A 20,877-nucleotide genomic window follows, 5' to 3' on the forward strand; every position below is an offset into this window, starting at 1 on the left:
CGCGTGGGGGGGGCGTGGGGGCGGTGCGCCCGGTCCGCGCGCGGCGGCCGGCCCGGCCCCCCGCCCCCGCCCCCCCCCCCCCACGTCCGGTGGGCTACTCCATGCCCGCGAGCACCAGCGGCAGGCGGCGGGCGCCGTCGGCGACCAGCTTCACCGGCACGCCCCAGTCCTGCTGGTGCACGTGGCAGGCCGGGTACTCGATCTCCGGGTCGTCGTCGCAGGACGCGGCCATCGCCGACACGTGCAGCACGCCCTCGGTGACCTCGTCGGACAGGACGAGCTCGCGCGAGAGGTTGCTGTCCGCGCCCGCGCCGGAGACCAGCAGCTCCGGCGGCGTGGAGCTGACCAGCAGCCGGGTGGACGGGCCGTAGCGCTCGTCCAGCTTCTGGCCGCTCGGCGCGGCGAACACCACGTCCAGCCGGAACGGGCCCGGCGCGACCTCGGTGGCCGCGCGCTGGGTGCGGTGCGCGACCGACTCGACCCGCACCGCCTCCTCGGGCAGCCGCAGCCTGGTCAGCCGGTGCCGGGCCGACTCGACCACCACGATGTCCCCGTCCACCAGGACGGCCCCGGACGGCTCGCGCAGGTCGGTGGCCAGCGTGGTGACCTCGCCGGTCGCCGGGTCGAAGCGGCGCAGCGCGTGGTTGTAGGTGTCGGCGACGGCCACCGAGCCGTCCGGCAGGACGGTGACGCCGAGCGGGTGCTGGAGCAGGGCCTGGCCGGCGGCGCCGTCGCGGTGGCCGAAGTCGAACAGGCCGGTGCCGACGGCCGTTTCGACCGTCTTGGTTTCACGTGAAACCCAACGGAGGGCCGACGTCTCGGAGTCGGCGACCCAGAGCTTCTCGCCGTCCGCGGAGACCGCGAGGCCGGACGGCTGGGCGAACCAGGCCTCGCCGGCGGGCCCGTCCACCAGGCCCTCGTTGGTGGTGCCGGCCGCGACGCCGACCGTGCCGGCCGCCGGGTCGTACGCCCACAGCTGGTGCACGCCGGCCATGGCGATCCACACCCGGCCGTCGAACCAGGCGACGTCCCACGGCGAGGAGAGGTCCACCTCGCGGGCCGGGCCCTCGGTGGCCGAGCCCTGCCACCACTGGCGGCCGGTGCCGGCCAGGGTGGTGACGTGGCCGTCGGCCAGCCGGACGCCGCGCAGGGCGTGGTTGACGGTGTCGGCGACGATCACGTCGAAGTCGTACGGGTGGCCCTCGGGCAGCAGCGCGAGGCCCTGCGGCTCGCTGAACCGTGGGTCGGTGCCGTCCACCAGGCCGCGCTGCCCGTCGCCGATCCGGCGCACCACCGTCTCGCCGTCCTCGGCCAGCTCGACCAGCGAGTGGTGGCCGGAGTCGGCGACCAGGAAGTGGCCGTCGGGCAGGCGCACCGCCTTGCCCGGGAACTTGAGGTCCCCGGCGCTCGGCTCCGGCGCCACGTACGGGCCGTCGCCGCGGCGCAGCGTGCCCTTGGCGGCGTGCTCCTCCTCCAGCTCCTCCACCAGCCGCGCGATCGCGTGCGCGTGGCCCTCGCCGGCGTGCTGGGCGACGACGTACCCCTCGGGGTCGATCACCACGAGCGTCGGCCAGGCGCGCACCGCGTACTGCTTCCAGGTGGCGAGTGCGGGATCGTCCAGCACCGGGTGGTGCACCTCGTACCGGGCGACGGCGTCGACGACGGCCTGGTGGTCGGCCTCGTGCACGAACTTGGGCGAGTGCACGCCGACGATCACCACGGTGTCGCGGTGCTTCTCCTCCAGCTCGCGCAGCTCGTCGAGGACGTGGAGGCAGTTGATGCAGCAGAAGGTCCAGAAGTCCAGGACGGTGATCTTGCCCCGGAAGTCGGCGAGGGTGAGCTCCTTGCCGCCGGTGTTCAGCCAACCGCCTGCGCCGACCAGCTCGGGGGCGCGTACTCGTGCACGAGATGCCATGGCTGTATCCAACCTCATCGGGTGGGCGCGGCATTCCGGGGAGGTGCGGGAGCGGGGCCGGTGGGGGTCTGCCAGCGGGTTTCGCCGTCCTGCTGTTCGGTGGTGGGGGTGAGGCCGAGGGAGCGGGCCACGGCGGCGGATGCGTGGTGGTCGGGGTGGATGTGGGCCGTCACCGTCGTGATGCCGCTGCCGGTGAGGTGGGTGAGCAGCCTGCGGGCGGCCTCGGTGGCGAGGCCGCGGCCCTGCCAGGGCGTGCCGACCACCCAGGCGAGTTCGGCGGTGTCCCCGCGTACGGTGGCCTGGACGTAGCCCGCGAGGCGGCCGCCGTCGTGCAGGCGCAGTGCCCAGTTGCCCCAGGTCTCGGCCGGGTCGGGGGAGCCGGCGGCGAGCCGGGCGTAGCGGGTGCGCAGGGCGTCGGCGTCGTCCGGGGTGCCGCCGGTGAAGGCGTGCAGGGCCGGGTCGGCGAGGGCGGCGGCCATCTCCTCGGCGTGCTCGGGCCGGAGCGGGACGAGGTCGAGGCGTTCGCCGTGGAGGGTCGTGGCGGTGTCGGGGCGCATGGGTCCTTCCGGTGTCTGTCAGCGCGGGTGCGGGATCGGTAACGTACCGGCATGGCTGACCTTGAAGAACGCGCCAACGTCGTCGCGTCCGGTTCTCGGCGGTCCGGGGCGGGGGTGCCGGTCCGCCGGCGCCGCGTCACGGACCTCGCCGACTGCGTCCGGCTGCTGGGCGACGTCCGTACGACCGACGGATACCCGACCGACTGGCCCGAACGACCCGCCGCCTGGCTCACCCCCGAGGGGCTCCTCGCCGCCTGGGTGGCCGAGGCGGACGACCGCGTGCTCGGGCACGTGGCCCTCTCCCGCAGCGCCCCGGGGGACGCCGCCCCGGTGTTGTGGGGCCACCGCACCGGGGCCCGGCCCGAACTCACCGCCGTGGTGAACCGCCTGTACGTCGCCCCCGCCGCGCGCGGCCGGGGCGTCGGGGCGCGCCTGCTGGCGAACGCGCTGACCCACGCGCGCGCCCTCGGCCTGCACCCGGTCCTCGACGTCCTCGCCACGGACGCGGGGGCGGTGGCCTGCTACCGACGCCTCGGGTGGACGTGGCTGGGCAGCGTCGACCAGCAGTGGGGCGGCGGGCGCACCGTCGTCGTCCAGTGCTTCGCGGCTCCCCGGGAGCCGTGAGGGCGGCGGGGGAGCCGGGACCACCGGCTCCCCCGCGGGGCCCGTCAGCCCCGTCAGTCCGCGGAGCGGTCCGCGGCGGGGCGGCGGCGCAGCGCGGGGGTGGTGAGCGCGGGCGGCTGCCAGACGCCGTCCGCCCGGTAGAGGTCGGTGCCGGGCGGGACGATCGCGTCGATGCGGTCGAGGGTGGCGTCGTCGAGGACGAGGTCGGCGCCCTTGAGGGCCGATTCGAGCTGCTCCATCGTGCGCGGGCCGATGATCACCGAGGTGACGGCCGGGTGGGCGAGCGGGAAGGCGATGGCCAGCTCGGGGAGCGTGCGGCCGAGGTCCTCGGCGAGCGCGGTGAAGGCCTCGACGGCGTCCAGCTTGGCCTGGGTGAGCGGCAGTTCCGGGTCGAAGCGGCCCGGGTTGAGGGCGGCGCGGCCCTGCGAGAGGTCGATGGCCAGGCCCTTGCGGTAGCGCCCGGTGAGGAAGCCGCCGGCCAGCGGCCCCCAGGTGAGCGCGCCCATGCCGAGCCGCTGGACGGTCGGCAGCACGTCGGCCTCGACGCCGCGGGCGAGCAGCGAGTACGGCGGCTGCTCGGTGCGGAAGCGCGGGAGGCCGCGGCGCTCGGCGACGTGGTGGGCGTCGACGATCTGCTCGGCGGGGAAGGTCGAGCAGCCGAAGGCGAGGATCTTGCCGGCCCGGACGAGGTCGTCGAGGGCGGCGAGGGTCTCCTCGACGTCGGTGGTGTGGTCCGGCCGGTGCACCTGGTACAGGTCGATCCGGTCGGTGCGCAGCCGCCGCAGGCTCTCCTCGACCTCCCGGACGATCCAGCGCCGGGAGTTGCCGCGGCGGTTGCGGCCCTCGCCCATCGGGAAGTGCACCTTGGTCGCGAGCACGATGTCGTCCCGGTCGCCGCGGGCGGCGAGCGCCTTGCCGACGATCTCCTCGGACTCGCCGGCCGAGTACATGTCGGCGGTGTCGACGAAGTTGATGCCGCGGTCGAGGGCGGTGTGGATGATCCGGGCGCAGTCGTCGTGGTCGGGGTTGCCGACCGCGCCGAACATCATGGTGCCGAGGCAGTAGGCGCTGACTTCGATGCCGGTGCCGCCGAGGACGCGGTAGCGCATGGTGGTTCTCCCCCGAAGGTCTTGGGTGTCCCGTTCGTTGCGTCAGAGGCTAGGACTTGGAGCGCACTCCAACGCAAGCGTCCGACCCCGGCCTCGTTCGCGGGATCCCCCGGCGGGGGGAGCGGGTTCGTCGGGGCGGAGGAGGCCGGGGCCGGGCCGCGCGGGCGAGCGTGGGGGCATGACGAGGAACGGGTGGGGTGTGGCCGGCTGGGGTGTCGCCTGCGCCGGGTTCGGGACGGGCTGCGCGCTGAACGGGACGGCGCTGCTCGGGGCCGCCTGGCTGGGCTGGGTGGTCGCCGGGGTGGGGGTGGCGGCGGTGCCCGCCGGGGCGGCGGCGGCCCGGGGGCGGCCGGGGCCGGTGCTGCGGGCGGCGCTGTGGGGGCTGGCCGGGCCGGCGGCCGTGGCGGCCTGGGGGCTGCTGATGGACGTGCTGGTCCTGCTGACCGGGGCGGCCGTGGACAGTGTGCCGGGGGCGGTGCTGCACGCGCTGTCGGCGGTCGGCGTCGTGCTGCTGGTGGCCGCCGCGCGCGTCCGGCCGGCTGCCGGGGACCGGCCGCGCCCGGCTCCGTCCGAGGCCTCCGCGCCCGTCCAACTCGCGGCCTGGGCAGGCACGTTGGCGTTCGTCCCGTACGTCGTCATGAAGCTGAACTGGGCCCTCGGCGGCAGCTTCGCGGGGCTCGACGGCGCCCGGATACGGGTGACCAACGAGCGCAACGGCGCCTCCGGGCTCTGGCTCACCCTGGAGGACTGGGGGATCGACGCGACGGCGCTGATGGCCGCGCTCGGGGTGTTCCTGCTGTGGGGCCTGGTCCGGCCGTGGGGGCAGGTCTTCCCGCGGTGGACCCCGGTGCTGCGCGGGCGCCGGGTGCCGCGCTGGCTGCCGCTCACCCCCGCGCTGATCGGCGCGGGCACGCTCGCGCCGTACGGGCTGATGGGGGTCGGCTACCTGTCGCTGTGCACGGTCGGCGTGACGACGATCCGGACGGGCGACATGCCGACCCCGGACGACGCGCTGATGATCGGCTGGGTCGGGATGAGCGCGTTCGCCGTGTACGGGGTGGCGCTGGCGGTGGCGGTCCGGTCGTACTGGCGGCGCACGGGCGGCTGAGCCCGGATGTGCAGCCGTGCTCGATCTGCAGCCGCGCCCGATCTGCAGCCGTGCTTGATTTGCGGGAATGGCAACAAAGCTTGCCGATTCGACCGGGGCGGCCGCAGCCTGGCGGTGGAGGTGCCCTCCCGTACGCCGTCCCCCCCCCGCAGCACCCGACGATCGGAGACCCCGCATGTCCGACCACCACCATCACCACCACGCCAAGGGCCACGCCCACGACCACGTCCCCGCCGCCGACTTCGACTGGGACGCGCTCGCCACCCACCTGGAGCGCGAGGCCGAGCTGAAGGCCCCCGCCGTCACCGCCGCCGCCCACTGGCTGCGCGAGCTGTCCGGCGGCGAGGCCGGGCGGGTGCTCGACGTCGGCAGCGGTCCCGGCGTGCTCGCCGGGCTGCTCGCCGAGGCGTTCCCGGCCGCCGAGGTGGTCGCGGTCGACCAGTCGGCGGCGCTGCTGGAGCGCGCCCGCACCCGCTCCGGCGGCCGGCTGAAGACCCAGCGGGCCGACCTGCCCGAGGAGTTCGGCAAGCTCGGCGAGGCCGACCTGATCTGGTCCGCGAACGCGATCCACCACCTCGGCGACCAGCAGACCGCGCTCACCGGCCTGGCCGGCCTGCTGCGCCCCGGCGGGGTGCTGGCCGTCGCCGAGCGCGGGCTGCCGCTGCGCTACCTGCCGCGCGACTTCGGCCTCGGCAAGGCCGGGTTCCAGGCCCGCCTGGACGCGGCCCACGAGGCGGGATTCAGCACGATGCGCGCCGAACTCCCGGGCGCCACCGAGGAGATCGAGGACTGGCCGGCCATGCTCGGCCGGGCCGGCCTGACCCCGAGCGGCACCAGGACCTTCCTGATCGACCACCCGGCCCCGCTCGCCGCCCCCGCCCGCGAGCACCTCCACGCCCAGCTCGCCCGCCTGCACGACCAGCTCGCCGGCCACCTGGACCCGCAGGACGCGGCCACGCTGGCGGCCCTGCTCGACGAGGACGCCCCCACCGGGATCCTGCACCGCCCGGACGCCTTCTACCTGTCCGCGATGACGGTCCACACCGCCCGCGCGGCCCGGTAGCCCCGGGGCCCCGGAGCTCCCCCGGGCACGCACCGGACCGGTACCGTCGCCGTATGACCGCCAACGAGCACGGAACCGGGGCCGGATTCGTCGTCGTGACGACCACCCACGAGACCGAGGACCAGGCCCGGGCCCTGGCGTCCGCCGCCGTCCGCGAACGGCTGGCCGCGTGCGCGCAGGTGTACCCGGTCCGGTCCGTCTACTGGTGGGAGGGCGAGGTGCAGGACGCCGAGGAGTGGCGGATCGACCTCAAGACGACGGCCGGACTCGCCGACCGGCTGGGCGCGTTCCTCGCCGAGCGGCACACCTACGAGACGCCCGAGGTGATCGCCGTCCCGGTGGTCGCGGGCAGCCCGGGCTACCTCGCGTGGGTCACCGCCGAGACGGTCGCTCCCTGAGCACTATCGGCCCCTCGCCAGCCCCTACTCGCCGCCGAAGCGCGTCGTCCACGCAGCCAGGTCGTCGTCGGTGATCTTGGCGAACAGCACCGGCGGCACCGTGAACGCCGTCCCGGCCGGCACCAGGTCGAGCGCCCGCGCCTCCGCCGGGTCCACCCACCGCCGGGACGCCGCCGGGGCGTCGTCGGCCGGCGTGAACGCGCCGCGCATCGCCGCCGCGGTCGCCGGGACGAACGGCTCCGACACCACCGCGTACAGGTGGATCAGGTTCATCGCGGTGCGCAGCGTCAGCGCCGCCGCGTCCGGGTCGGTCTTCACCTGGAGCCACGGCGCCTTCTCGTCCAGGTACGCGTTGCCGGCGCTCCACAGGGCGCGCAGGGCCTGCGCCGCCTTGCGGAAGTTGAGCGCGTCGAGCTGCGCCTCGTAGTCGGCGAGCAGGCCGGCGATCTGCGCGCCGAGCCGCTCCTCCGCCTCGCCGGCCGCGTGCCCGCCGGGGACGTCGTCGCCGAATCGCTTGCGGCTGAAGGTCAGCACGCGGTTGACGAAGTTGCCGAGGGTGTCGGCGAGGTCCTTGTTGACGACGGCGGCGAAGAGGTCCCAGGTGAAGCTGGAGTCGTCCGACTCGGGCGCGTGGGCCATCATGAAGTAGCGCCAGCAGTCGGCCGGGAGCAGCTCCAGCGCGACGTCGCTGAAGATGCCGCGCCGCTGGCTGGTGGAGAACTTCCCGCCGTAGTACGTCAGCCAGTTGAAGGCCTTGACGTAGTCGACCTTCTTCCACGGGCGGCGCGAGCCGAGGATCGTCGCGGGGAACATCACCGTGTGGAACGGGACGTTGTCCTTGCCCATGAACTCGGTGTAGCGGACGGTGTCGTCGGCCTCGTACCACCAGGACTTCCAGTCCCGCGGCTGCCCGGCCGGGGCCGCGTCCGCCCACTCCTTGGTGGCGCCGATGTATTCGATCGGTGCGTCGAACCAGACGTAGAACACCTTGCCCTCGGCGGCCAGTTCGGGCCACACGTCGGCCGGCACCGGGACGCCCCACTCCAGGTCGCGGGTGATCGCGCGGTCCTGCAGGCCCTCGGTCAGCCACTTGCGGGCGATCGAGGAGGCCAGCACCGGCCACGTGTCGCCGTGGGCGGCGACCCACTGTTCGACCTCCTCGGTCAGCTTCGACTGGAGCAGGAACAGGTGCCTGGTCTCCCGGACCTCCAGGTCGGCGCTGCCGCTGATGGCCGAGCGCGGCTCCAGGAGGTCGGTCGGGTCCAGCACGCGCGTGCAGTTCTCGCACTGGTCGCCGCGCGCCTTGTCGTAGCCGCAGTGCGGGCAGGTGCCGACGATGTAGCGGTCCGGCAGGAAGCGGCCGTCGGCGTTGGAGTACACCTGCCGGATCGTGCGCTCCTCGATGAAGCCGTTGCGCCGGAGCTCGCGGGCGATCTCCTGGGTGATCTCCCGGTTCTGCGGCGAGGAGCTGCGGCCGAAGTGGTCGAAGGAGAGCCCGAAGCCGTCGTACACCGCCTTCTGCGCGTCGTGCGCCCGGGCGCAGAACTCGGCGACCGGCAGCCCGGCGTCCTGCGCGGCCAGCTCGGCGGGCGTGCCGTGCTCGTCGGTCGCGCAGATGTACAGCACCTCGTGGCCGCGTTGGCGCAGGTAGCGGGCGTAGACGTCCGCCGGGAGCATCGACCCGACCATGTTGCCCAGGTGCTTGATCCCGTTGATGTACGGAAGGGCGCTGGTGATCAGGTGCCGAGCCATCCTGGGACGCTCCGATTTCTCCCGCACGCGCACCCGCCCGGGGCGCCGTGCCGGGCGCAGGGGTTCCACCGTGGGTGCCAAAGCCTACGTCGCGATCACGCCCGGGCCGCTGATTGACGGCGCGCCCCGCAGGTCAGAGCGCCCTGCAGGTCAGGGCACCCCGCAGGTCAGGGCGCCCCCGGCGCCGGGAGCCCGCTGAAGTCGCCGTGCCGGTCGAACTCCCCGGCCTTCACCCCGCGCACGAAGGCCGCCCACTTGCGCGGGGTGGTGCGCACGATGACCTCGGCGGTCTCGGACTCGCGGATCTCCACCAGCCCGTCCGCGGTCCGGATCTCGACGCACTCGTTGGCCTCGGCGCTCGCCGAGGACTTCTGCCAGCCGCTCATGAGAGCGCGGTCTTCAGTATGGTCCGGATGAACTCCCGTGACTCGTCCGGGCCGAGCGCGATCGCGGCGGTCTCCGTCTTGATCTCGCGGTAGGTCCGCAGGTCGGCCTCGCTGTGGACGAACTTCGGCCCCTGGGAGAGGTCGATCTGGACGGTGTCCAGCTCGGGGACGGGCCCGCAGGCGAGGTACATGCTCTCCCCGGAGCCGGGGAACGTGTCCACGCTGAACGGGATCGCGCGGATCTCCACCCCGGGCCGCTCGGAGTCCTCCAGGAGGCTGCGCAACTGGTCGTGCAGCACGGCCGGGCCGCCGAACTGCATGCGCAGCGCGGACTCGTGGACGAACGCGGTGTACGGCTTCGGCCGTTCGACCAGGACGCGCTGGCGCTGGATCCGGAAGGCCGTGCGCACGTCGGTCTCGTGCCGGGGCAGCGGCGGGCGCAGGCGTGCGAACACGGCGTTGGCGTAGGCGGAGGTCTGCAGAAGCCCGGGGATGAAACTGGTGTGCAGGATGGTGAGCGACTCGGCGTGGTGCTCCATCTCCGCGATGTCGATGATCCCGCTCGGGATGCGCCCGCGGTAGCCGTCCCACCAGTACTTGCGGCGGTCCTGGGTCATCGCGAGCAGCGCGTCGAGGTAGCGGCCCTCGGTGGAGCCGCAGGTGCGCGCCCAGGCCCGGAGCCGGTCGGCGCTGATGCCGGACTTCCCGTTCTCCATCTGGGAGATCTTGGGCAGGTCGGTGCCCAGGGCGGCGGCCAGGGTCTTGGGCGTCACGCCCACGCGTTCGCGCATCTTGCGCAGCTCGATGCCAAGGCGCTGCTGGCGCACGGTCGGCGACAAGCGGGGTGGCATGACTCTCTTCTCCGGGTCGCGGGGGTCCGTCGATGCTTCCGGTGAAGTGTGCCGCGCAAACCGGACCCTAGCTACCGAAACGGGGGATACCCCACGATGGAGTGAACGTGCACTCTCTCGGTAGCAAGTCTTGTACTTCGACCCTAGGGTCGAAGTCGAGTCACTCGCCGACCGGTTGCCGCCGACGGCCCGTCAAGCGGCCGTGGAGTCCCACCGGATGCACGGCCGGCGGGCTCGCCATCCCCGACCGGAGACCCCCATGCCGCTTCCGTCGCCCCTTCGCCGCCTCCGACGCGTTCCGGTCAGCCGGTGAACGCTCTGATCGTCGCCGGACTGTCCCTCCTGCTGCTCGCCGTGCTGTTCGTCGGCTGGCTGGTCTGGCTGGTCAACGTCCAGCCCAGGGAGCCCCGTTCGGCGAAGCCGGAGTTCGCCGCCCGGCACTCCCGCTCCGGCGACGACAACTAGACGAGAACCAGCAGCTGCCCGACCGCCGGTCGGGCAGCTGCACTCGGACCTCACGCGCTCAGACGTCACGCACTCAGACGTCGGCCACGAAGTGGTCGAACTCCCCGGCCTGCACGCCGAGGAGGAAGGCCTCCCACTTCTCCGGGGTGGTGCGGACGACGACCCCGCTGCCGTCCGACTCGCGGATCTCGACGACGCCGTCGACGAACCGCACCTCCAGGCACTCGCCGGACGGGTCGCTCGTGGAAGGCCGCTGCCAGTCGCTCATGGTGGCTCCTCAGTGGAAGGCTCGGATCTCCGCCCCAGCTTGCCACCGCCGCGGGCGGGGCGGTCAGCCGCGGGCGAGCCGTTCGACGAGCCGGGCCTCGGCCGCGGGCCACTCGTCGGCGAGCATCGAGAAGTAGCAGGTGTCCCGCCAGACGCCGTTGTCGCGCAGGCGGTCGCGGCGGAACGTCCCCTCGTACCGGGCGCCGAGGCGCAGGATCGCGTTGCGGGAGCGGTCGTTGAGCGCGTCGGTCTTCCACATGACCCGGCCCATGCCGAGCTCGCCGAAGGCGTACCGCAGGAGCAGCAGCTTCGACTCGGAGTTCACGGCCGAGCGCCACACCGACCGGGCGTACCAGGTGCCGCCGATCTCGACGAGCTCGTGCGTCGCGCTGAAGTCGTAGAAGCCGGTGATGCCGACGGCCTGGCCGCTGGTCAGGTCGATCACGGCGAACTTCACCGCGGTGCCGGCCTCCGTCTCCCGGACGCGGTGCTCGACGATCGCGCCCAGCTCCTCCTCGCTCTGCGGCGGGAGGAAGGGGATCCAGCGCCAGACCTCGGGGTCGGGGCCGACGGCGGCCCAGAGCTCGGGGACGTGGTGGCGCCCGAGGGGCTCCAGACGGACGTGGCGGCCGGTCAGGGTGACGGGCTCGGGCAGCTTCGCGGTCATGGCCCGAACGTACTGCCGATCTGCACTAGATGCAATCGGTTTATGTCCTAGTGCAAAGTGTCCGCCGAGTCTCCGGGGAAACGCGAAGGGCCCTGCGGGAGCAATCCCGCAGGGCCCTTCGGGGCGGACGGTCCGGACGGCGGTCCGGCGCCGGATCAGATGAACGAGTTGATCTGGATCGTCTCGTCGCGGCCCGGGCCGACGCCGATGGCGGAGATCGGCGCGCCCGACATCTCCTCCAGCGCCTTCACGTAGGCCTGCGCGTTCTTCGGCAGCTCGGCGAAGGTCTTCGCCTTGCTGATGTCCTCGGTCCAGCCCGGCAGCGTCTCGTAGATCGGCTTGGCGTGGTGGAAGTCGGACTGGTTGTAGGGGAGCTCCTCGACCCGGCGGCCGTCGATCTCGTACGCGACGCAGACCGGGATCTGCTCCCAGCCGGTCAGGACGTCGAGCTTGGTGAGGAAGAAGTCGGTGAGGCCGTTGACCCGGGTCGCGTAGCGCGCGATGACGGCGTCGAACCAGCCGCAGCGGCGGTCGCGGCCGGTGGTCACGCCGCGCTCGCCGCCGATGCGGCGCAGCGCCTCGCCGTCCGCGTCGAGGAGCTCGGTCGGGAACGGGCCGGAGCCGACGCGGGTGGTGTAGGCCTTGAGGATGCCGATGACCCGGTCGATCTTGGTGGGGCCGATGCCGGCGCCGGTGCAGGCGCCGCCCGAGGTCGGGTTCGACGAGGTCACGAAGGGGTACGTGCCGTGGTCGACGTCGAGCAGGGTGCCCTGGCCGCCCTCCAGCAGGACGACCTTGTTCGCCTTGAGCGCCTGGTCCAGGACGAGGGTGGTGTCGGCGAGGAAGGGCTTGATCTTGTCCGCGTAGCCGAGGTACTCCTCGACGACCAGCTCGGCCGGGACGGCGCGGCGGTTGTAGAGCTTGACCAGGACCTGGTTCTTGTCGTGCAGCGCCGCCTCGATCTTCTGGCGCAGGATCGACTCGTCGAACAGGTCCTGGACCCGGATGCCGACGCGGTTGATCTTGTCCGCGTAGGTCGGGCCGATGCCACGGCCGGTGGTGCCGATCCGGCGCTTGCCGAGGAAGCGCTCGGTGACCTTGTCCAGGGTGCGGTGGTACGGCGTGATCAGGTGGGCGTTGCCCGAGATCAGCAGCTTGGAGGTGTCGATGCCGCGCTCGTCGAGGCCGGCCAGCTCGGACAGCAGCACGCCCGGGTCGATGACGACGCCGTTGCCGATCACCGGCGTCACGTTCGGGCTGAGGATGCCGGAAGGGAGCAGGTGCAGGGCATACTTCTGGTCGCCGATGACCACCGTGTGACCGGCGTTGTTGCCGCCCTGGTAGCGGACGACGTAGTCGACGGAGCCGCCGAGGAGGTCGGTCGCCTTCCCCTTGCCCTCGTCCCCCCACTGAGCGCCAACGAGCACGAGTGCCGGCACAGGCGTACACCCCTTCCGGTTGGGGCATCCTGCGTAGGCCGCAGTCTGCCCCGAGATAGACGAAGCCCCTGGCGCAGTAGCGCAAGGGGCTCTTGCACCGAGAGATTACCTGAGGAAGGACCGGTCGTGTCGTCCCTGTCCACGCCTGCAACCGGCGGCTCCGAGCCGCTCCTGCTGCTCCTCGACCCGGTGGCCCGGCAGACCGACGGCGAGTCGGTGCGGATCGCGAAGGACGTGCTCTGCGGGGGCGCGGACGTCAAGGTGGCGTACCCGGAGAGCCCTTCCGAACTCGACCGGGTGCTTTCGCACCGGGGTCGGCGGCGACCGGTGGTGATCGGTTCCGATCTTGCCTTGCAGCGGGTGCTCCAAGCCCTGCACCGGCACCGTGAGCTGGGCGCGGATCCGGTGGGCATGGTTCCGGTCGGCCGCTCCGAGGAACTGGCGGCGGCCCGCGCGCTCGGCGTGCCGGGCGAGCCGGTGCCGGCCGCGCGGGCGGTCCTGGCGGGGGCCCCGCGGAAGCTGGACCTGCTGGTCGACGACGACGGCGGGGTCGCGCTGGGCGGGGTGCGGATCGCGGGCGCGGGGGCCCGGCGGCTGATCGGCCGTCCGGGCGGCTGGCGTTCGCTATGGGCGAAACTGGCTGCGGCCGAGCAGGCGAACGCACTCACCCCCGAGGCCGCCGAGCAGAGCTCCCGGATCCGGGTCGAGGCCGACGGCCGGCTCCTCGCGGACGTCCACCGGCCGGTCCGGCTGGTGCAGGTCTCCCTCCCCTTCGGCGCGTCGGACGGCTCGGGCGTCATGGAGGTCGTCGTCCGCGCGCCCGGCGCCCTCGTGCGCGCCCGCGCCGCGAGCGTCTCGGTGGCCGGCCGCGGCTTCGGCTACGAGGTCGACGGCCGCCCGGTCGGCCCGGTCCGCGCCCGCACCTGGACGGTCCACCCGGGCGCGTGGGGCCTGCTGCTCCCCGCCGCCTGAGGGTGTCCGGTGACGCCCGCGTGAACTCCGGGTGAGCAGGCTCACGTTCACCCCCGTCGCGAGGACCGGCGCTTCGCACCCGGAATGCCCCAACAGGCGCGAACCGCAAGGCCATCCCTCACGCACGGGAATTCCCCCGGGCCGAAATGCCCACCCGGTAAGGGGTTTTGTCTACGCGCGTTGCCGAACGATCGCCCAACAATCCCGGCATCCCGGGTTCCGGAAGCCTGTGCCAACTGCCCTAGACTCGAAGGCGTGCCACGTGGTGACGGAAGACTCAACCACGATCTTCTTCCCGGCGAGAAAGGCCCCCAGGACGCTTGTGGCGTCTTCGGTGTCTGGGCTCCCGGCGAGGAGGTCGCCAAGCTCACGTTCTTCGGCCTTTACGCCCTGCAGCACCGCGGTCAGGAATCCGCGGGCATCGCAGTGAGCAACGGCTCCCAGATTCTCGTCTTCAAGGACATGGGACTCGTCTCCCAGGTCTTCGACGAGGCCTCACTGGGGTCGTTGCACGGGCATATCGCCGTCGGACACGCCCGCTACTCGACCACCGGTTCCTCGGTCTGGGAGAACGCCCAGCCGACCTTCCGGGCGACCGTTCACGGTTCGCTGGCCCTCGGGCACAACGGAAACCTGGTGAACACCGCCGAACTGGCGGCCATGGTCGCCGAACTGCCCGGCGAGGAGCACGTCTCCCGCTCCGGGCGGACCGCCGCGACCAACGACACCGACCTGGTGACCGCCCTGCTGGCCGGCCACCCGGACCTCTCCATCGAGGAGACGGCCAAGGTCGTGCTGCCCAAGGTCAAGGGCGCGTTCTCGCTCGTCTTCATGGACGAGCACACCCTCTACGCCGCCCGCGACCCGCAGGGCATCCGCCCGCTGGTGCTCGGCCGGCTGGAGCGCGGCTGGGTGGTCGCCTCCGAGACCGCGGCGCTGGACATCTGCGGCGCCTCGTTCATCCGCGAGGTCGAGCCCGGCGAGCTCATCGCCATCGACGAGAACGGCATGCGCACCTCCCGCTTCGCCGAGGCGAAGCCCAAGGGCTGCGTGTTCGAGTACGTCTACCTGGCCCGCCCGGACACCAGCATCGCCGGCCGCAACGTCCACCTCTCCCGCGTGGAGATGGGCCGCCGGCTGGCGAAGGAGGCCCCGGTCGAGGCCGACCTGGTGATAGCGACGCCCGAGTCCGGCACCCCCGCCGCGATCGGCTACGCCGAGGCCAGCGGCATCCCGTACGGCTCCGGCCTGGTGAAGAACGCCTACGTCGGCCGCACCTTCATCCAGCCCAGCCAGACCATCCGCCAGCTCGGCATCCGGCTCAAGCTGAACCCGCTGCGCGAGGTCATCGCCGGCAAGCGCCTGGTCGTCGTCGACGACTCGATCGTGCGCGGCAACACCCAGCGCGCGCTGGTGAAGATGCTGCGCGAGGCCGGCGCCGCCGAGGTCCACATCCGGATCTCCTCGCCGCCGGTGAAGTGGCCGTGCTTCTTCGGCATCGACTTCGCCACCCGCGCGGAGCTGATCGCCAACGGCATGACCATCGAGGAGATCGGCCGCACCCTCGGTGCGGACTCGCTCGCCTACATCTCGATCGACGCCATGATCGAGGCCACCACGCAGCCCAAGGACAAGCTCTGCCGGGCCTGCTTCGACGGCGAGTACCCGATGGAGCTGCCGGACCCGGCGCTGCTCGGCAAGCTCCTGCTGGAGGCCGAGATCAAGGGCGGCCAGCAGCCGCCCGCCGTCCGCGGCAAGCCGACCGGCAGCGACCTGGACGGCGTCCAGTCCCTGCTCGGCGGAGCGGGCGCGGCCGACGCGCTGCGCCGCCCGTAGTACCCACGGTGGGGCCCCGGAACCGGGGCCCCACCGCTGTTCCAGCCCCTTGCTGTTCCCGAACCACCCCCACCAGACCCGAGAGGGCCGAACGCAGTGACCAGCTCCAACCAGAACGGCGCCACCTACGCCGCCGCCGGCGTCGACATCGAGGCGGGCGACCGCGCCGTCGAGCTCATGAAGCAGTGGGTGAAGAAGGCCAACCGCCCCGAGGTGGTCGGCGGCCTCGGCGGCTTCGCCGGGCTCTTCGACGCGTCCGCCTTCAAGAACTACGAGCGGCCGCTGCTGGCCTCGGCCACCGACGGCGTGGGGACCAAGGTGGCGATCGCCGCCGCCATGGACAAGCACGACACCATCGGCCACGACCTCGTCGGCATGGTCGTCGACGACCTCGTCGTGTGCGGCGCCGAGCCGCTGTTCATGACCGACTACATCTGCGTCGGCAAGGTCGTCCCGGAGCGCGTCGCCGCGATCGTCAAGGGCATCGCCGAGGGCTGCGCGCTGGCCGGCTGCGCCCTGGTCGGCGGCGAGACCGCCGAGCACCCGGGCCTGCTCGGCCCGGACGAGTACGACGTCGCGGGCGCCGGCACCGGCGTCGTCGAGGCGGACGCGCTGCTCGGCGCGGAGCGCGTGCGGCCCGGCGACGTGGTGATCGCGATGGCCGCCTCGGGCCTGCACTCCAACGGCTACTCGCTGGTCCGCCACGTGCTGCTGAACCAGGCCGGCTGGAAGCTGGACCGCAAGGTCGAGGAGTTCGGCCGCACCCTCGGCGAGGAGCTGCTGGAGCCGACCCGGATCTACTCGCTGGACTGCCTGGCGCTCACCCGCGCCACCGAGGTCCACGCCTTCTCGCACGTCACCGGCGGCGGCCTGGCGGCCAACCTGGCCCGGGTCATCCCGGCCGGCCTGCACGCCCGCCTGGACCGCGGCACCTGGACCCCGCTGCCGGTCTTCCAGACCGTCGCCGAGGTCGGCAAGGTGAGCACCCTGGAGATCGAGAAGACGCTCAACATGGGCGTCGGCATGGTCGCCGTCGTCCCGCCGCACTCGGTGGACGTCGTGCTGTCGGTCCTGGAGGACCGCGGCGTCGAGGCCTGGCTGCTGGGCGACATCGTCGAGCGCACCGACGAGCACGACGGCGGCGCGGCGCTCTACAACGCCTACGAGGGCTTCACGGCGGGCTGAGCCGGGCCCACCGCGCCAGGTGTGCCAGAAGTGACGCGAGGGCCCCTCCGGAGCACCGGAGGGGCCCTCCCGCGTCCCGGGGGCCGCCGGTCCCCGGCGGCCCGTGCGCGGGAACGCCGAAGACCGGCCCGGCGCCCTGGGGCGCGCGGACCGGTCCGGCGATACGGCGGTTACGAGCGGCGCGAGGCCTGCGACGGCCCGGTGCCCGGCTCGGTGTCGTCCTCGTCGTCGAGGTCGGCGTAGCGGGCGGCGTACTCCGCGTACGGGTCGTCGTCCTCCTCCTCCTCGATCGGCTCAGGCTCGATCGAAGCGGTGGACGGCGATACGCCCAGCTCGTTGGACAGACGGTTAGCGTCGAACCCGCCGCTGTTGTACTTCAGCTCGCGGGCGACCTTCGTCTGCTTGGCCTTGGCCCGGCCGCGCCCCATGGGTCGACCCCCTCAACGATGGGGCTCACGGCCCCGAGTCTGACACGTGTTCATGATCAGGACCGGCGCCTGCCCGAATGGGGAGGACCGTCCCTTGGAGCATTAACGGTACCTGTTTCCGCCGCTGGACGGTACGTCGTCGGTGTGACGTGGCGCGCATCGACCGCACCCGCGACCAGGTCTTCCCAGGTCAAGGGAGGTTTTGCGGCGCTTTGCACGCTGTCCGGAGGTGTCTGAGGTCCGTCGTTCCGGGATCGATTATCCCCCCAAGGGGGACCTCGGATCACCCGTTCGGGCGCAGAAGTGAGAATCCGGTTCCACATTGTGATGCGCGGGGGACGGACACTGGCCGTCCCCCGCGCACGGGGTGACCGGATCGGCTCCGGCCGGAGCCGGATCAGCCGCGGCGGGCGCCCGGGAGCAGGACCGTGCGCAGCGCGCTGATCTCCCGCATCCGCTTCTCGGCCAGGCGGTCGGCGGCGACCGCCGGCGGGACGCCGTCGGCGGCGGCCCGGGTGAAGATCTCCAGGGTGGTGTCGAAGATCTTCGTGGCCTTGTTCTTGGCCCGCTCGAAGTTGAAGCCGTCGATCTCGTCGGCGACCTGGATGACGCCGCCGGAGTTCACCAGGTAGTCCGGGGCGTAGAGGATGCCGCGGTCGGCGAGGTCCTTCTCGACGCCCGGGTGGGCCAGCTGGTTGTTGGCCGCGCCGCAGACGACGGAGGTGCCGAACTCGCCCAGCGCGGCGACGGTGTCGTCGGTCAGCGCGCCGCCGAGGGCGCAGGGGGCGTAGACGTCCAGCTTGGCCTGCAGCAGGGCGGCGGTGTCGGCGACGACCTCCACCTCCGGGTGGGCCGCGCGCACGCGGTTGACGGCGGCCTCGAAGGGGTCGGTGACGACCACGGTGGCGCCGTCCGCGACCAGGTGGCCGACCAGGTAGTGGCCGACCTTGCCGACGCCCGCGACGCCGACCCGCTTGCCGCGCAGCGTCGGCTGGCCCCAGCGGGCCTGGGCGCTGGCGCGCATGCCCTGGAACACGCCGAAGGCGGTCAGGATGGACGAGTCGCCGGCGCCGCCGTGCTCGGGCGAACGGCCGGTCACGAACTCGGTCTCGCGCGCGATGACGTCCATGTCCTGCACGTAGGTGCCCACGTCGCAGGCGGTGATGTAGCGGCCGCGCAGGGACTCGACGAAGCGGCCGTAGGCCCGGAGCATCGCCTCGTTCTTGTCCTTGTTCGGGTCGCCGATGATGACGGCCTTGCCGCCGCCGAGGTCGAGCCCGGCGAGCGCGTTCTTGTAGGACATCCCGCGGGACAGGTTCAGCGCGTCCTCCAGGGCCGCCTCCTCGGAGGCGTACGGGAAGAAGCGGGTGCCGCCGAGGGCCGGGCCGAGCGCGGTGGAGTGGATGGCGATGATCGCCTTGAGCCCGGAGCTGCGGTCGTGGCAGAGCACGACCTGCTCGTGGCCGTCGCCCGGGGCGCCGTCCTGCTCGGTGCGGAAGATCCTGCTGAGCACGCCGGGTGCGGGGTGCGTGGCGGATGTCTGTACGTCGGTCACTGTGGTGACTCCAGTATCGAAGGCCCGCTGCTGTGGTGCGGGCGCCTAAGGCGAAGCGTAGTCGCGTGCCCGTCGACGATCCGCCCTCTTGTCCGAGCTTGTGCCGGTTGTCCGAGGGGTGAGACCGGAGGCCCCCCGCGGTGCGGGCGCGAACGGTTCGGGGGCGCGCCCTCCCGGCGCCGGGCGGCGCGTGCGACCATGCAGGACGTGACCGTCGTCCGTACTTCCGTACAGCCGCCGTACGCCGCCCACCTGCGGGTCTACGAGCCGCTGGCCGCCTATCCGGAGCCCGAGCGGGCGCGCTGGCAGGCGTACGCGGCGGAGCACGGGCCGGACGCCGCGGAGGCCGCCAGGCCGGTGGCCGAGGCGGTGCTGGCGGAGCAGCGGGAGGCGCTCGCCGAGCTGATCGGGCGCACGCCGAGGGCGCTGCCCGAGCGGGAGAGCGAGCGGGCCTTCGTGCGGCTGGTGGACGGCGTCCTGTACGTCTGCCCGTGGGCGACCAGGCTGCGCAGCTGGCAGGCGCTGGAGGAGCTGCGGGCGGGGGCGCCGGTGGCGCTGCTGGACACCGCGCTGCCGCCGGTGGCGCGGGCCGCCGCGGAGGCGGACCGGGAGCGCTGGCGGGCCGAGCACCCGGACGCCCGGCCGTGGATCCTCACCAGCCGGTGGGAGGTGCCGGTGCGGTGGTTCCTGCCGTTCGGCGAGGAGGACCGCTGCTTCGTTCCGGCGGCAGCGGGGGATGTTCCGGCGGAAGGTGGGGATAAGGGGGACGAGGGGGATGGCCGGGAGGGGATCGGGGACCGGGCGGCGGCGCTGTTCTACCTGACGCCGATGGCTCAGGCGCGCCGGCGGGTGGCCCGGGCCTACCGGGCGTTGCGCGAGGCGGTTCCGGAGGGGGAGCTGGTGCGGGGGGCGGAGCAGGTCGGGCGGTGGCTGGAGGAGTTCCATCCGCGGTCGCTGGTGGAGCTGGACTACGGGGGACTGGTGCATCTGCTGGGACCGGACCGGTTGCTGGCGGACCGTTCGGCGGGGGAGCTGGAGGACGGCCTGCGGGCGCTGCGCGCGGGGGACGCCGCGGAGGCGCTGCGCGTGTACGGGGAGCTGACGGTGCGCTGGCGGCGCGTGCTGGCGCTGCGGTACGCGAACTAGCGGCGAACTGACGTCCGAGCGCCCGTGTATGACTGTAAGAGTCCTATGGCCCGAGCCGCATGACGAAGGTCCTGGTTCGGGTCAATACCTGTCGAACGTGACACTACTCACCGTTGACGCGAACTTACCCCTATGTGCAAAAATGGGACAACCAGCCCAACTCCACGCGAGCGTGCCCACTTTTGGGTGGTTCTGGAGTCGATGCGTGCTTTGCGGGGAAACGGAGGGTCTGGTCCCCTCGTAACCGGATGTCACTGGCGTGTGACTGTCCGTTATGGGGTGGTCCATCGCCATCCGTCGGCCTTGAACCCGTGAGGGGTCAATTTTGGCGGTTTGGTCGATAGGGCTGGACGGATGGTGTAGTTGTAGACACCAGGACAAGCCGTTCGTCCTATAACCGACTCGGCCCGTCTATGCCATTTCGGGCATCGCGGGCCAAGGTGCAGAATTTGAAGGATAGAACCGCCCTGGTTCGGTTCTCCCGAGGAGGCCGCTCATGACCGCTCGTACCCCTGATGCTGAGCCGCTGCTGACGCCGGCAGAGGTTGCCACCATGTTCCGCGTGGACCCGAAGACGGTCACCCGCTGGGCCAAGGCGGGCAAGCTGACGTCCATTCGCACGCTCGGCGGTCACCGCCGTTACCGCGAGGCGGAGGTGCGCGCACTGCTGGCCGGGATTCCCGCCCAGCGCACCGAGGCCTGATAGGCCAAAGGCTCTTTAAAGGGGCCGCTTACCGGACTCCGCCGGGTCCGGTAAGCGGCCCCTTTGCCGTGCCCGGGGCCGGCCGCCGATCTGTCGGAATGTTGAACTCCACATAACGATTTGATGCTCATGGGGCGGGGGGGATTTACAGTGAATAACTGTACAATTTTACATATTAAATTAGTGGCTTCCGAGCAGGGCTGCGCCGCGCCGGTTGTGGGGAAAACGTAAGTGACGACCGTCACGCGCTCCGTCACTTGTGGTCTAGACCTAGTGCGGGGTAGAGGGGCGTGCCGGTGAAACGCGAGAGGCCCGGAACCTGACGGTTCCGGGCCTCTCGCACTGCGGCGATCCCGACGGGACTTGAACCCGCGACCTCCACCTTGACAGGGTGGCGAGCTAACCAACTGCTCCACGGGACCAGAGTTTTCTGATCTCGTTCACTCGCTTG

At 72.4% G+C, this 20,877-nt stretch carries 21 protein-coding genes and 1 tRNA gene; 10 read left to right on the forward strand and 12 right to left on the reverse strand.

Annotated features, from left to right (window positions below; translation table 11 throughout):
- Positions 1-94 precede the first annotated feature (94 nt).
- Together AB0O00_RS05400 and AB0O00_RS05405 are read right to left on the reverse strand one after the other, a co-directional pair.
- On the reverse strand, positions 95-1,915 hold the full coding sequence (locus AB0O00_RS05400; protein WP_363648770.1) for an NHL domain-containing thioredoxin family protein: 1,821 nt from the start codon (positions 1,913-1,915) through the stop codon (positions 95-97).
- 14 nt (positions 1,916-1,929) lie between these two features.
- Positions 1,930-2,472, reverse strand: coding sequence for a GNAT family N-acetyltransferase (locus AB0O00_RS05405; RefSeq protein WP_363648771.1), 543 nt, complete (start codon positions 2,470-2,472; stop codon positions 1,930-1,932).
- A 51-nt stretch (positions 2,473-2,523) separates the two neighbouring features.
- Here AB0O00_RS05405 and AB0O00_RS05410 point away from each other — a divergent pair, with 51 nt between their 5' ends.
- Complete coding sequence (locus AB0O00_RS05410) at positions 2,524-3,096, forward strand: GNAT family N-acetyltransferase (protein WP_363648772.1); 573 nt, start codon at positions 2,524-2,526, stop codon at positions 3,094-3,096.
- 53 nt (positions 3,097-3,149) lie between these two features.
- On the opposite strand, the gene AB0O00_RS05415 is transcribed toward AB0O00_RS05410, so the two are convergent.
- Positions 3,150-4,205, reverse strand: coding sequence for an aldo/keto reductase (locus AB0O00_RS05415; protein WP_363648773.1), 1,056 nt, complete (start codon positions 4,203-4,205; stop codon positions 3,150-3,152).
- 178 nt (positions 4,206-4,383) lie between these two features.
- On the opposite strand from AB0O00_RS05415, the gene AB0O00_RS05420 reads away from it, so the two are divergent.
- The 3 genes from AB0O00_RS05420 (at position 4,384) to cutA (ending at position 6,774) form a co-directional block, all read left to right on the forward strand.
- Entirely contained in the window at positions 4,384-5,313 is a 930-nt protein-coding gene (locus AB0O00_RS05420; RefSeq protein ID WP_363648774.1) for a hypothetical protein, read from the forward strand.
- Positions 5,314-5,488: 175 nt separating this feature from the next.
- Complete coding sequence (locus tag AB0O00_RS05425) at positions 5,489-6,376, forward strand: class I SAM-dependent methyltransferase (protein WP_363648775.1); 888 nt, start codon at positions 5,489-5,491, stop codon at positions 6,374-6,376.
- 53 nt (positions 6,377-6,429) lie between these two features.
- Positions 6,430-6,774, forward strand: coding sequence for a divalent-cation tolerance protein CutA (gene cutA, locus AB0O00_RS05430; protein WP_363648776.1), 345 nt, complete (start codon positions 6,430-6,432; stop codon positions 6,772-6,774).
- A 24-nt stretch (positions 6,775-6,798) separates the two neighbouring features.
- Here the strand turns inward: cutA and metG are convergent, their stop codons facing one another.
- The 3 genes from metG to AB0O00_RS05445 form a co-directional block, all read right to left on the reverse strand.
- A complete protein-coding gene (gene metG, locus AB0O00_RS05435) occupies positions 6,799-8,526 on the reverse strand; it encodes a methionine--tRNA ligase (RefSeq protein ID WP_363648777.1) in 1,728 nt (575 codons plus the stop codon).
- Between the two features lie 167 nt (positions 8,527-8,693).
- Positions 8,694-8,912 carry a DUF397 domain-containing protein gene (locus AB0O00_RS05440; RefSeq protein ID WP_363648778.1) on the reverse strand — a complete coding sequence of 73 codons (219 nt, stop codon included), beginning with the start codon at positions 8,910-8,912 and terminating at the stop codon, positions 8,694-8,696.
- Complete coding sequence (locus AB0O00_RS05445; RefSeq protein ID WP_363648779.1) at positions 8,909-9,763, reverse strand: helix-turn-helix transcriptional regulator; 855 nt, start codon at positions 9,761-9,763, stop codon at positions 8,909-8,911. The genes AB0O00_RS05440 and AB0O00_RS05445 overlap by 4 nt, the downstream gene beginning before the upstream one ends.
- A gap of 309 nt (positions 9,764-10,072) precedes the next feature.
- Between AB0O00_RS05445 and AB0O00_RS05450 the strand changes: the two genes are divergently transcribed.
- The gene (locus AB0O00_RS05450; RefSeq protein ID WP_363648780.1) at positions 10,073-10,228 is read left to right on the forward strand and encodes a hypothetical protein; all 156 of its coding nucleotides are present in this window, start codon (positions 10,073-10,075) and stop codon (positions 10,226-10,228) included.
- Positions 10,229-10,301: 73 nt separating this feature from the next.
- Here the strand turns inward: AB0O00_RS05450 and AB0O00_RS05455 are convergent, their stop codons facing one another.
- The 3 genes from AB0O00_RS05455 to AB0O00_RS05465 form a co-directional block, all read right to left on the reverse strand.
- Positions 10,302-10,496 (reverse strand): DUF397 domain-containing protein, encoded by a 195-nt coding sequence (locus tag AB0O00_RS05455; protein WP_363648781.1) that lies wholly within the window; start codon positions 10,494-10,496, stop codon positions 10,302-10,304.
- A gap of 63 nt (positions 10,497-10,559) precedes the next feature.
- The gene (locus tag AB0O00_RS05460; protein WP_363648782.1) at positions 10,560-11,162 is read right to left on the reverse strand and encodes a GNAT family protein; all 603 of its coding nucleotides are present in this window, start codon (positions 11,160-11,162) and stop codon (positions 10,560-10,562) included.
- A 155-nt stretch (positions 11,163-11,317) separates the two neighbouring features.
- Positions 11,318-12,601: an adenylosuccinate synthase gene (locus AB0O00_RS05465; protein WP_363648783.1), complete on the reverse strand. Its 1,284-nt coding sequence runs from the start codon at positions 12,599-12,601 to the stop codon at positions 11,318-11,320.
- Between the two features lie 126 nt (positions 12,602-12,727).
- Between AB0O00_RS05465 and AB0O00_RS05470 the strand changes: the two genes are divergently transcribed.
- From AB0O00_RS05470 to purM, 3 genes are all read left to right on the forward strand, one after another.
- Positions 12,728-13,573 (forward strand): diacylglycerol kinase, encoded by an 846-nt coding sequence (locus AB0O00_RS05470; protein ID WP_363648784.1) that lies wholly within the window; start codon positions 12,728-12,730, stop codon positions 13,571-13,573.
- Positions 13,574-13,828: 255 nt separating this feature from the next.
- Complete coding sequence (gene purF, locus AB0O00_RS05475; RefSeq protein ID WP_363648785.1) at positions 13,829-15,409, forward strand: amidophosphoribosyltransferase; 1,581 nt, start codon at positions 13,829-13,831, stop codon at positions 15,407-15,409.
- A gap of 96 nt (positions 15,410-15,505) precedes the next feature.
- Positions 15,506-16,594: a phosphoribosylformylglycinamidine cyclo-ligase gene (gene purM, locus AB0O00_RS05480; protein WP_363648786.1), complete on the forward strand. Its 1,089-nt coding sequence runs from the start codon at positions 15,506-15,508 to the stop codon at positions 16,592-16,594.
- A 170-nt stretch (positions 16,595-16,764) separates the two neighbouring features.
- On the opposite strand, the gene AB0O00_RS05485 is transcribed toward purM, so the two are convergent.
- Entirely contained in the window at positions 16,765-17,022 is a 258-nt protein-coding gene (locus tag AB0O00_RS05485; RefSeq protein WP_224280995.1) for a DUF3073 domain-containing protein, read from the reverse strand.
- 397 nt (positions 17,023-17,419) lie between these two features.
- Complete coding sequence (locus AB0O00_RS05490) at positions 17,420-18,577, reverse strand: Glu/Leu/Phe/Val dehydrogenase dimerization domain-containing protein (protein ID WP_363648787.1); 1,158 nt, start codon at positions 18,575-18,577, stop codon at positions 17,420-17,422.
- A 198-nt stretch (positions 18,578-18,775) separates the two neighbouring features.
- On the opposite strand from AB0O00_RS05490, the gene AB0O00_RS05495 reads away from it, so the two are divergent.
- The gene (locus AB0O00_RS05495; RefSeq protein ID WP_363648788.1) at positions 18,776-19,723 is read left to right on the forward strand and encodes a hypothetical protein; all 948 of its coding nucleotides are present in this window, start codon (positions 18,776-18,778) and stop codon (positions 19,721-19,723) included.
- Positions 19,724-20,219: 496 nt separating this feature from the next.
- A complete protein-coding gene (bldC, locus tag AB0O00_RS05500) occupies positions 20,220-20,426 on the forward strand; it encodes a developmental transcriptional regulator BldC (RefSeq protein ID WP_014137253.1) in 207 nt (68 codons plus the stop codon).
- Positions 20,427-20,774: 348 nt separating this feature from the next.
- Here the strand turns inward: bldC and AB0O00_RS05505 are convergent.
- Positions 20,775-20,848: transfer RNA gene (locus AB0O00_RS05505), tRNA-Asp, on the reverse strand.
- Positions 20,849-20,877: the final 29 nt, after the last annotated feature.

It is taken from the genome of Kitasatospora sp. NPDC093558 (genome assembly GCF_040683475.1).
Classification (GTDB): domain Bacteria; phylum Actinomycetota; class Actinomycetes; order Streptomycetales; family Streptomycetaceae; genus Kitasatospora.

Excerpts from the sequence above, each read along its gene's own strand:
- AB0O00_RS05400 (WP_363648770.1), bottom strand. The coding sequence starts at position 1,915 with ATGGCATCTCGTGCACGAGTACGCGCCCCCGAGCTGGTCGGCGCAGGC.
- AB0O00_RS05405 (WP_363648771.1), bottom strand. The coding sequence starts at position 2,472 with ATGCGCCCCGACACCGCCACGACCCTCCACGGCGAACGCCTCGACCTC.
- AB0O00_RS05410 (WP_363648772.1), top strand. The coding sequence starts at position 2,524 with ATGGCTGACCTTGAAGAACGCGCCAACGTCGTCGCGTCCGGTTCTCGG.
- AB0O00_RS05415 (WP_363648773.1), bottom strand. The coding sequence starts at position 4,205 with ATGCGCTACCGCGTCCTCGGCGGCACCGGCATCGAAGTCAGCGCCTAC.
- AB0O00_RS05420 (WP_363648774.1), top strand. The coding sequence starts at position 4,384 with ATGACGAGGAACGGGTGGGGTGTGGCCGGCTGGGGTGTCGCCTGCGCC.
- AB0O00_RS05425 (WP_363648775.1), top strand. The coding sequence starts at position 5,489 with ATGTCCGACCACCACCATCACCACCACGCCAAGGGCCACGCCCACGAC.
- cutA (WP_363648776.1), top strand. The coding sequence starts at position 6,430 with ATGACCGCCAACGAGCACGGAACCGGGGCCGGATTCGTCGTCGTGACG.
- metG (WP_363648777.1), bottom strand. The coding sequence starts at position 8,526 with ATGGCTCGGCACCTGATCACCAGCGCCCTTCCGTACATCAACGGGATC.
- AB0O00_RS05440 (WP_363648778.1), bottom strand. The coding sequence starts at position 8,912 with ATGAGCGGCTGGCAGAAGTCCTCGGCGAGCGCCGAGGCCAACGAGTGC.
- AB0O00_RS05445 (WP_363648779.1), bottom strand. The coding sequence starts at position 9,763 with ATGCCACCCCGCTTGTCGCCGACCGTGCGCCAGCAGCGCCTTGGCATC.
- AB0O00_RS05455 (WP_363648781.1), bottom strand. The coding sequence starts at position 10,496 with ATGAGCGACTGGCAGCGGCCTTCCACGAGCGACCCGTCCGGCGAGTGC.
- AB0O00_RS05460 (WP_363648782.1), bottom strand. The coding sequence starts at position 11,162 with ATGACCGCGAAGCTGCCCGAGCCCGTCACCCTGACCGGCCGCCACGTC.
- AB0O00_RS05485 (WP_224280995.1), bottom strand. The coding sequence starts at position 17,022 with ATGGGGCGCGGCCGGGCCAAGGCCAAGCAGACGAAGGTCGCCCGCGAG.
- AB0O00_RS05495 (WP_363648788.1), top strand. The coding sequence starts at position 18,776 with ATGCAGGACGTGACCGTCGTCCGTACTTCCGTACAGCCGCCGTACGCC.
- bldC (WP_014137253.1), top strand. The coding sequence starts at position 20,220 with ATGACCGCTCGTACCCCTGATGCTGAGCCGCTGCTGACGCCGGCAGAG.